Raw genomic sequence first — 10,475 nt, forward strand, 5'->3', positions numbered from 1 at the left:
ACTCGGAGCCCCCAAGGGCAGTAGCTCAATAGGCAGAGCACCGGTCTCCAAAACCGGCGGTTGGGGGTTCGAGTCCCTCCTGCCCTGCTCGCCCGGTGACCGGAGCCGAGGATCGCCGTGAATCGTCAGACCAAACGTATGATGCAGCGCGAAGGCCAGAGCCAGGGCTCGGTCGCGGCCGATCCGGCGGTCCCTGTCAGCGAGCCGACCCCCAGTCGTCAGCGGGACGCCCCTCGGCGCACGACTCCGGCCGAGTTCCTCCGGGAGGTCCGGAACGAGCTGCGCCGGGTCGCGTGGCCGTCCCGGTCCGAGGTCGTGAACTACTCGACCGTCGTGCTCATTACCCTCATTGTCATAACGTCCATGATCTTCGTCCTCAACTACGCCTTCTCCAAGGCCGTCCTCTTCCTGTTCAACGCGTGAGCTCCACACCATGACCAACGATCCCACCCTCCCGTCCGACAGCCCCGCCGAAGCAGTGGCCAGGGGTGCTGCTGATCGCGCCCGGACCGAGCCCGAGCCGGGGGCCGAGCCGCAGCAGGCTGGACTCGAGGACACCGCCCCCGCGGAGTCCTCCGTCGAGGAGCCACCGGCCGAGGAGTCGGCGGCGGCCCTGCTCACCGACGCCCTCGAGGTCGGTCCCGGCGACGCCGTCGTCGAGCCGGAGGGCGTGGAGGGTGAGCTCGCTGAGGACGAGGTCGCCGAGGACGCGGAGCCGGTCATCGAGAGCCCGTATGACCGGCCCGGGCAGTGGTACGTGGTCCACACCTACGCCGGCTACGAGAACAAGGTGAAGTCCAACCTCGAGAGCCGGATCTCGTCGATGAACATGGAGGATCGGATTTACGAGGTCGTCATCCCCATGGAGGACGTCGTCGAGTTCAAGGGCGGCCGCAAGGTGGTCGTGCAGAAGAAGGTCTTTCCGGGCTACCTCCTCACCCGTTGCGAGCTCGACGACGATTCCTGGTCCGTCGTGCGCAACACGCCCGGGGTGACCGGGTTCGTCGGCCCAGGTACGAAGCCGACGCCGCTGTCGCGACGTGAGGTGGAGAGCATCCTGCAGGTCAAGCCCGAAGGCGCCGAGGGGGTCAAGAAGACCCGCCCCCGCCTGGAGCACGAGGTGGGCGAGACGGTGCGGGTCAAGGAGGGTCCGTTCGCGGACTTCTCTGGCCAGATCGCCGAGATCAACGAAGACCAGCTCAAGCTCAAGGTGCTCGTCAACATCTTCGGACGGGAGACACCGGTCGAGCTCGAGTTCAGCCAGGTCGCCAAGCTCTAGGCCAGGCGGAGAAAGGGACTCTCAGTGGCTAGAAGGCGTGTCGTCGCCGTCGTGAAGATTCAGCTGCCGGCCGGCCAGGCCACGCCTGCGCCTCCGGTGGGGACTGCCCTGGGCCCGCACGGGGTCCAGACCATGGAGTTCTGCAAGCAGTACAACGCGGCCACCGAGAGCCAGCGGGGCACGATCATCCCCGTCGAGATCACGATCTTCGAGGACCGGTCGTTTTCGTTCATCCTGAAGACGCCGCCCACCCCTGTGCTGCTGCGACAGGCCGCCGGCGCCGAGAAGGGGGCGACGACGACGGGCAAGGAGATCGTCGGTACCATCACCGACGCCCAGCTGGTCGAGATCGCCCAGGTGAAGATGCCCGATCTCAATGCGAACGACCTGGAGTCGGCCAAGCGCCAGATCGCCGGCACGGCCCGGTCGATGGGCATCAACGTGGCCCGATAGGAGGCGGACGGTGGCATCGAGAGGAAAGCGCTACACCGATGTGGGCAGGCGGTTCGACGGTCAGAGCCTGCACACCCCGGCCGAGGCGGTCGACCTGGTGAAGAGCCTGGCCACGGCGCGCTTCGACGAGACCGTCGAGCTCGCCGTCCGCCTCGGAGTCGACCCGCGCAGAGCCGACCAGATCGTGCGGGGAACCGTCAGCCTGCCGGCGGGCACGGGCAAGGCGGTGCGGGTGGTCGTCTTCGCCACGGGCGACGCGGCCGCCGAGGCCCGGGACGCAGGGGCCGACGTGGTCGGGGGGGCCGAGCTGGCCGCCCGGGTGCAGAACGAGGGGTTCCTCGAGTTCGACGTCGCCATCGCCGCGCCCGACATGATGGGCCAGGTGGGTCGGCTGGGTCGGATCCTCGGACCCCGGGGGCTCATGCCCAACCCCAAGACGGGCACGGTCACCCCTGAGGTGGGGCGGGCCGTCGTCGAGTTCAAGGGGGGACGGGTCGAGTACCGCACCGACAAGGTGGGCAACGTCCACGTGCCCATCGGCAAGGTGTCCTTCGACCGGTCCCAGCTGCTGGAGAACATGCGGGCGGTCATCGAGGAGTTGCAGCGGGCCAAACCGGCGGCCTCGAAGGGTCGCTACATCCGCTCGGTGACCCTCGCCTCGACGATGGGTCCGGGCATTCGGGTCGACCCCAACCGTCTTCGAATCGACGACGAGGAGCTGGCCGTACCGGCGTAGTAGCCTGATCGCACAACCGATCGCCGGTCGCCGCAGACATCCGGTGCGCCAGGACATGGTGCTGAAAGGGCCCTGAGGCCCGCCCGACGAGGCGAAACCCTCGAGCACCGGGGGCATTCGTCGCTCCAGGCCGCGATGGAGATGCTCGAGGAGGAACGCGATGGAGAACCCGAGGGCCGAGAAGGTCGCCCTGGTAGACGAGGTACGGACGCGCCTCTCCTCCTCCAGCGCGGCGATCCTCACCGAGTACCGCGGGCTCAAGGTCTCGGAGCTGGCCGGGCTGCGGCGCGCCCTGCGCCAGGCCGGCGGCGACTACAAGATCTACAAGAACACCCTGGTGCGCTTCGCCGTGCGCGACCTCGGCCTCCAGACCCTCGAGCCGCTCGTGGAGGGACCGACGGCCATCGCCTTCGTCGAAGGCGATGCCGCCTCGGTGGCCAAGGCCCTCCGCGACTTCGCTCGCACGAACCCGCATCTGGTCGTCAAGGGCGGCCTCCTGGGACAGAACGTCCTCTCAGCGGCCGACGCCGGCGCCCTGGCCGAGCTCCCATCCAGGGACCGTATGCTGGCTCTGTTCGCGGGCGCCCTCGCCGCCCCGATGCAGCAGTTCGCCAGCCTCCTCCAGGCCCTGCCCCAGAACCTCGCCTACGGCGTCCGCGCGCTGATCGATCAGCAGGGCGGCCTGCCGGAGACGGCTACCGAGCCAGAGAGCGCTGAGGAAGCGGCACCCGTCGCTGACCGCCCTTCTGACGAAAGGGCGGCCACCGACGATGCCGCATCCTCCGGCCCCGCCAGCGAGGCCGAGGCGAGCGAACAAGAAGAGCCGGCCGCCGCCTCCAGCGCCAATGGCCCGGGCGAGGCGAAAGAGACAGAGGGCTCCGACGAGAGGCCCGAGCCCGCAGGGTGATCTGGTCGGCGCCTCGGCCCGGATTTCGAAGAACCGGGCCGAGACGCCGGGCCGGATCGCCAACACAGAACGAGAGCAAGGAACAAGGGAGACCGAAGTGGCAACCAAGGAAGAGATCCTCGACGGGATCGCCAACATGACCGTGCTCGAGCTGAGCGAGCTGCTCAAGGAGTTCGAGGAGCGCTTCGGGGTCACGGCCGCGGCGCCCGTGGCCGTGGCCGCCCCGTCGGGTCCGGCCGCCGCCGACGCGGCGCCGGCGGAAGAGGAGAAGGACGAGTTCGACGTCATCCTCACCGGGGCGGGCGACAAGAAGATCCAGGTCATCAAGGAGGTGCGCACCCTCACGAACCTGGGCCTCAAGGAGGCCAAGGACCTGGTGGACAGCGCTCCCAAGCCAGTCCTGGAGAAGGTCGCCAAGGAGGAGGCCGAGAAGGCCAAGGCCCAGCTCGAGGGGGCAGGGGCAGCGATCGAGGTCAAGTGACCGGCGGCCTCAGCCGTCCGGAGGAGGGACCCCACCCCGGCGGGGTCCCCTGGGTCCGACCCCCCAGCTCCTTGACCTGGACGGGGCCGGCGTCCTAGCCTTCCCGTTGCGGCCCCCCGCAGGGGTTGTATTCTACTGCGCTCGCATATATGCTTGAGGGTTGCCGTGCCCGCCCATCACGTCCCGTCGGCTCTAACCACTTGATGAGGCGCGCCCGCGCGCCTCTGTCCCTCGGCCCCCGCGCCGAACTGCGCCTCAAAGAGGAGTAGGTCTTGCCCTCTCGTTCCAGCATCCCGGAGCGTCGCTTCTCATTCGCCAACCTCGACGAGGTCCTGCCTCTGCCGGACCTGGTCGCCATCCAGCGGGACTCGTTCCGGTGGTTCCTCGACAGGGGACTGGCGGAGACGTTCCGCGATATCAGCCCGATCGAGGACTTCACCGGTCAGCTCCGGTTGGAGCTCGAGTTCGATCCCACCGACCAGGACCTTCGCCCCCCTCCGAAGTTCACGATGGAGGAGTGCAAAGAGAAGGACATGACCTACGCCGCGCCCATCTTCGTGCGGGCCCGGTTCATGAACGCCACGACGGGCGAGATCAAGGAGCAGACCGTCTTCATGGGGGACTTCCCCATGATGACGGACAAGGGCACCTTCATCGTCAACGGGACCGAGCGGGTCGTGGTCAGCCAGCTCGTTCGCTCGCCGGGCGTCATCTTCCAGCCCGGGCGTGACGCCAAGACGATCGTGACCGGGACCATCCACCCGTACCGCGGTGAGTGGATCGAGTTCGACGTGGAGGCCAAGCCGGGCAAGGACATCACCGCCGGCACCAGAGTGGCCCGCAAGCGCCGTCTCTCGCTCTTCGTGCTGCTCCGGGCGCTCGGCTACGAGGACGAGGCCTTCCTGGGCCGCTTCGTCCGTCACTTCGACTTCCTCGAGGGCCAGTGGGAGAAGGAGCGGGAGCTCGCCCCCAGCCGCGACGAGGCGTTGCTGGAGATCTACAAGCGGGCCCGTCCCGGGGAGCCCCCGTCGGTGGAGTCCGCGCGGGCCTATTTCGAGAACGCCTTCTTCAACCCGAAGCGTTCGGACCTCACGCGCGTCGGCCGCTACAAGCTCAACCGCAAGCTCGGCCCCGAGATCGACCGCATCTCGGAGCTCCTCGATATCGATCTCGAGCGCCCGGCCGACGGGCAGGGCGTCCTCAGCCCCAGCGAGATGCTGGCGGCGTCGACCTACATGCTCCACCTCGCCAACGGCGAGCCCGGGTACCGCCTCGACGATCAGGACCACTTCGCCAACCGACGCATCCGCTCGGTGGGAGAGCTCATCCAGAACCAGGTCCGTGTGGGGCTGTCCCGTATGGAGCGGGTGGTCCGTGAGCGCATGACGACACAGGACGTCGAGGCCATCACGCCCCAGACCCTGATCAACATCCGCCCGGTCGTGGCCGCGATCAAGGAGTTCTTCGGCACCAGCCAGCTCAGCCAGTTCATGGACCAGCACAACCCGCTGTCCGGTCTGGCCCACAAGCGGCGCCTGTCGGCGTTGGGTCCCGGCGGCCTGTCCCGGGAGCGGGCCGGCTTCGAGGTCCGCGACGTGCACACCTCCCACTACGGGCGGATGTGCCCGATCGAGACGCCCGAGGGTCCCAACATCGGCCTGATCGGTGCCCTGGCCACCTACGGCCGGGTCAACGAGTACGGCTTCATCGAGACGCCCTACCGCCGGGTGGTCGACGGCAAGGTGACCGAGGAGATCGTCTACCTGGCCGCCGACGAGGAGGAGGAGCACGTCATCGCCCAGGCCAACGCGGCCCTGGAGGGCGACCAGATCGCCGAGGACCGGGTGCTCGTCCGCCGGGGCCCGCAGGGCGCCGGCGTGCGGGTGGGAGCCACCGTCACCTCCTACGGCAGCACGAGTGAGATCGACTTCGTGCACCCGTCCGAGGTCGACCTCATGGACGTGTCCCCCAAGCAGATCGTCTCGGTGTCGACAGCCCTGATCCCCTTCATCGAGCACGACGACGCCAACCGGGCCCTCATGGGCGCCAACATGCAGAAGCAGGCGGTGCCTCTCGTGGTCCCGGAGGCCCCGTTCATCGGTACCGGTGTCGAGGCCCGGGCTGCACGCGACGCCGGCGACGTCGTGCTCGCCGAGGGGGAGGGCACGGTCACGGAGGTGACCGGTGACCACGTCGCCGTCGACTACACCGGCCGTCAGCGCGACGGGGGTGTGGCGGGGCGCAAGATCCACCGCCTGGCCAAGTTCCGCCGCTCCAACCAGAACACCTGTATCAACCAGAGGTCAGTGGTGAGCGAAGGCCAGAAGGTCGCCGTCGGCGAGCTCCTCGCCGACGGACCCTCCACGGATCAGGGCGAGCTTGCATTGGGCAAGAACCTGCTCGTGGCCTTCATGCCGTGGGAGGGCTACAACTTCGAGGACGCCATCATCCTGTCGGAGCGTCTGGTGCGCGACGACGTGCTGACCTCGATCCACATCGAGGAGCACGAGGTGGACGCCCGGGACACCAAGCTGGGTGCCGAGGAGATCACGAGGGACATTCCCAACCTGTCGGAGGAGATCCTCAAGGACCTCGACGATCGCGGCATCATCCGCATCGGCGCCGAGGTCGACGCCGGCGACGTCCTCGTCGGGAAGGTGACCCCGAAGGGCGAGACCGAGCTCACGCCGGAGGAGCGCCTGCTGCGCGCCATCTTCGGTGAGAAGGCCCGGGAGGTGCGCGACACCAGCCTCAAGGTGCCTCACGGCGAGTCCGGGAAGGTCATCGACGTCCGGGTGTTCTCCCGGGAGGATGCCCACGAGCTTCCCCCCGGGGTCAACCAGCTGGTCCGGGTCTACGTGGCCCAGAAGCGCAAGATCTCCGAGGGCGACAAGCTGGCCGGCCGCCACGGCAACAAGGGTGTCATCTCCAAGATCCTGCCGGTCGAGGACATGCCGTTCCTGTCCGACGGCACCCCGGTCGACATCATCCTCAACCCGCTCGGGGTGCCGAGCCGCATGAACGTCGGCCAGGTCCTCGAGTCCCACCTCGGCTACGCGGCCCGGTGGGGTTGGGACGGCGACGGCAAGGTCGCCGAGGCCCGGCGCGGCAACGGCAAGGCCGCGCTCACGAACGGAACCGCGAAGACGCGTCCCCGGACCGAGCCCGAGGTATGGGTCTCGACGCCGGCGTTCGACGGGGCCCACTGGGACGAGGCGGACGACGCCGGCCGCCATCCGACCATCAAGCATCTCTTCGAGACGCTGCACCCCGAATCGGGCGACGAGACGCGCCTGATCGGAGCCGACGGCAAGACCCGCCTGTACCACGGGCGCACCGGCGAGCCCTATGACAACCCGATCAGTGTGGGCTTCGTGTACATGCTCAAGCTCGCCCACCTCGTGGACGACAAGATCCACGCCCGCTCGACGGGGCCGTACTCGATGATCACCCAGCAGCCGCTCGGCGGCAAGGCTCAGTTCGGGGGCCAGCGCTTCGGCGAGATGGAGGTGTGGGCCCTCGAAGCCTACGGCGCGGCCTACGCCCTCCAGGAGCTGCTCACGATCAAGTCGGACGACGTCCTCGGGCGGGTCAAGGTCTACGAGGCCATCGTGAAGGGAGAGAACATCCCCGAGCCGGGCATCCCCGAGAGCTTCAAGGTGCTCATCAAGGAGATGCAGTCCCTCTGTCTCAACGTCGAGGTCCTGTCGACCACCGGCGAGGAGATCGAGATGCGGGAGCTGGACGAGGACATCTTCCGCACGGCGGAGGAGCTGGGGATCGACATAAGCCGACCCGAACGCGGGTCGGACGAGGAAGACGAACGCAGGGCCGGGGAGAGGAGCTTCTAGGTGCTCGACGTCAACGACTTCGACCAGCTCAGGATCGGGCTGGCCACGGCCGAATCCATTCGCACCTGGTCCAACGGTGAGGTGAAGAAGCCCGAGACGATCAACTATCGCACGCTGCGTCCCGAGAAGGACGGGCTGTTCTGCGAGAAGATCTTCGGGCCCACCAAGGACTGGGAGTGCTACTGCGGCAAGTACAAGCGCGTCCGGTTCCGGGGCATCATCTGCGAGCGCTGCGGCGTGGAGGTGACCAGGTCCAAGGTGCGCCGGGAGCGGATGGGCCACATCGAGCTGGCCGCCCCCGTCGTGCACATCTGGTACCTGCGGGGCACACGGTCGTGGCTGGCGTACCTGCTCATGGGCACCGAGGTCCGTGAGGAGCTCAAGGCCAAGCAGCTGGAGAAGGTCATCTACTTTGCCGCCAACCTGGTGACCTGGGTCGACGAGGAGCGGCGTCACACCGAGCTGCCCAACCTCGAGGCCGAGCTGGCCGAGGAGCTGGCCGACATCGAGCGTCAGCGCGACCTCGACATCGACGCCCGGTTCAAGGAGCTGGAAGGCGAGCTCGCCGGTCTGGAGTCCGAGGGAGCCAAGGACTCCGAGGTCAAGTCCCGTCAGCGGGCGGCCGAGCGCGAGATCGCCGCCTTCCGTGAGCGGGCTGCCGCCGAGCTGGACCTGGCCCGCCGGGCCTTCGACGAGTTCCGGGACCTCTACCCCCGCAAGATCATCGAGGACGAGCTGCTGTGGCGCGAGCTGCGCGACCGCTACGGCGAGTACTTCGAGGGAGGCATGGGGGCCGAGGCCATCGCCCGTCTCATCGAGCGCATCGATCTCGACGAGGAGGAGGTCAAGCTTCGCGACGCCATCGATCCCGGTGACGGGCGCCGGCCCCTGTCGGCCCAGCGCAAGCAGAAGGCCATCAAGCGGCTCAAGATCGTGTCGGCCTTCAACCGCCGCGACGAGCACGAGCGACGGGTCAACGACCCGCGCGCCATGATCCTCGAGGCCGTCCCGGTCATCCCGCCGGACCTGCGCCCCATGGTGCAGCTGGACGGCGGCCGGTTCGCCACGTCCGACCTCAACGATCTCTACCGCCGCGTCATCAACCGCAACAACCGGCTGAAGCGGCTGCTCGACCTCGGGGCTCCCGAGATCATCGTCAACAACGAGAAGCGGATGCTCCAGGAGGCCGTCGACGCCCTGTTCGACAACGGCCGCCGGGGTCGCCCGGTCACCGGACCGGGCAACCGCCCTCTGAAGAGCCTGTCGGACATGCTCAAGGGCAAGCAGGGGCGTTTCCGCCAGAACCTGCTCGGTAAGCGGGTCGACTATTCGGGCCGCTCGGTGATCGTCGTGGGTCCCACCCTCAAGCTCCACCAGTGCGGCCTGCCCAAGCAGATGGCCCTCGAGCTGTTCAAGCCCTTCGTGATGAAGCGGCTGGTCGACTCCGAGCTGGCTCAGAACATCAAGTCGGCCAAGCGCATGGTCGAGCGACGCCGGCCCCAGGTGTGGGACGTGCTCGACGACGTCATCAAGGAGCACCCCGTGCTCCTCAACCGGGCCCCGACCCTCCACCGTCTGGGCATCCAGGCCTTCGAGCCCGTCCTGGTCGAGGGCAAGGCCATCCAGATCCATCCGCTCGTCTGCACGGCCTTCAACGCCGACTTCGACGGCGACCAGATGGCGGTCCACCTGCCGCTGTCGGCCGAGGCCCAGGCCGAGGCGCGCATCCTGATGCTCTCGGCCAACAACATCCTGTCGCCGGCCACGGGCCGCCCCATCACCGTGCCGACCCAGGACATGGTCTTCGGGGTCTACTACCTCACCCTGTCGGTCGACGGGACGAAGGGCGAGGGGCGCTCGTTCCGCCAGCACTACGAGGTGGAGCACGCTTTCGAGTCCGGCGAGGTGGGCCTGCACGCCAAGATCAAGCTGCGGGTCGCGCCGAGCAAGCTGGGTCCCCTGGGCGAGGTCCTGTCCGGGAACGGCTCTGGCAACGGCTCTGGCAACGGCTCGTCCGATGCCGGCGGATCCAACGGGGCGTCGGTGGAGCTCGAGACGACCGTGGGCCGGCTGATCTTCAACAACGCCCTGCCGCCCGGGTTCCGCTTCGTCAACGACGTGGTGGGACGCCGGAACACCAGCATCGGCGGGATCGTGGAGGAGATCGCGACCGCCTATCCGAAGGCCGCGGTGGCCGCCAGCCTCGACAAGATCAAGGACCTCGGATTCCGGTTCGCGGCCCAGTCGGGGCTGACCATCTCGATCGACGACGTCCGGACCCCGCCCGAGAAGAACAGCATCCTGGATCGGTACGAGCGGGAGGCCGAGAAGGCGGAGACCCAGTTCAAGCGGGGCATCATCACCGACGACGAGCGGCGCCAGAAGGAAATCGAGATCTGGACGTCCGCCAACTCCGAGGTGGGACGCGCCATGGAGGCCCAGTTGGCCACCATCGCCTTCAACCCGCTGGACATGATGGTGGACTCCGGGGCTCGAGGAAACTCGCAGCAGATCCGGCAGATCGCCGGCATGAAGGGATTGGTCTCCAATCCCCGAGGCGAGATGATCCCCCGCCCGATCAAGACCAACTTCCGCGAAGGCCTGACCGTCCTGGAGTACTTCATCTCCACGCACGGTGCCCGCAAGGGTCTGGCCGACACCGCGCTGCGTACCGCCGACTCGGGTTACCTGACCCGTCGTCTGGTCGACGTCTCCCAAGACGTGATCATCCGCGAGGAGGACTGCGGCACCGACCGCGGCGTCGCGCT

General features: G+C 68.0%; 8 protein-coding genes and 1 tRNA gene. All 9 read left to right on the top strand.

The features are described 5' to 3' along the window. Positions 1-14 precede the first annotated feature (14 nt). A tRNA-Trp gene (locus VGF64_13055) sits at positions 15-87 on the top strand. A gap of 51 nt (positions 88-138) precedes the next feature. Then, positions 139-423: a preprotein translocase subunit SecE gene (gene secE, locus VGF64_13060; protein ID HEY1635683.1), complete on the top strand. Its 285-nt coding sequence runs from the start codon at positions 139-141 to the stop codon at positions 421-423. Positions 424-721: 298 nt separating this feature from the next. After that, positions 722-1,279 carry a transcription termination/antitermination protein NusG gene (gene nusG, locus VGF64_13065; GenBank protein HEY1635684.1) on the top strand — a complete coding sequence of 186 codons (558 nt, stop codon included), beginning with the start codon at positions 722-724 and terminating at the stop codon, positions 1,277-1,279. Between the two features lie 24 nt (positions 1,280-1,303). After that, on the top strand, positions 1,304-1,732 hold the full coding sequence (gene rplK, locus VGF64_13070; protein ID HEY1635685.1) for a 50S ribosomal protein L11: 429 nt from the start codon (positions 1,304-1,306) through the stop codon (positions 1,730-1,732). A 10-nt stretch (positions 1,733-1,742) separates the two neighbouring features. Beyond that, a complete protein-coding gene (rplA, locus tag VGF64_13075; protein ID HEY1635686.1) occupies positions 1,743-2,468 on the top strand; it encodes a 50S ribosomal protein L1 in 726 nt (241 codons plus the stop codon). A gap of 160 nt (positions 2,469-2,628) precedes the next feature. Continuing rightward, positions 2,629-3,375, top strand: a complete 747-nt coding sequence (rplJ, locus tag VGF64_13080) for a 50S ribosomal protein L10 (protein ID HEY1635687.1) — start codon at positions 2,629-2,631, stop codon at positions 3,373-3,375. A gap of 97 nt (positions 3,376-3,472) precedes the next feature. Then, positions 3,473-3,856 (top strand): 50S ribosomal protein L7/L12, encoded by a 384-nt coding sequence (gene rplL / locus VGF64_13085; protein ID HEY1635688.1) that lies wholly within the window; start codon positions 3,473-3,475, stop codon positions 3,854-3,856. A gap of 272 nt (positions 3,857-4,128) precedes the next feature. Beyond that, a complete protein-coding gene (locus VGF64_13090; GenBank protein ID HEY1635689.1) occupies positions 4,129-7,707 on the top strand; it encodes a DNA-directed RNA polymerase subunit beta in 3,579 nt (1,192 codons plus the stop codon). Beyond that, positions 7,708-10,475, top strand: a 2,768-nt coding sequence (gene rpoC / locus VGF64_13095; protein ID HEY1635690.1) for a DNA-directed RNA polymerase subunit beta', incomplete at its 3' end; no start/stop codon positions are given.

It is taken from the genome of Acidimicrobiales bacterium, from assembly GCA_036491125.1.
In the GTDB taxonomy this organism is placed as follows: domain Bacteria; phylum Actinomycetota; class Acidimicrobiia; order Acidimicrobiales; family AC-9; genus AC-9.

Bases quoted from the DNA above. Each gene is read 5' to 3' on its own strand.
- secE (HEY1635683.1), top strand. From the start codon at position 139: ATGATGCAGCGCGAAGGCCAGAGCCAGGGCTCGGTCGCGGCCGATCCG.
- rplJ (HEY1635687.1), top strand. From the start codon at position 2,629: ATGGAGAACCCGAGGGCCGAGAAGGTCGCCCTGGTAGACGAGGTACGG.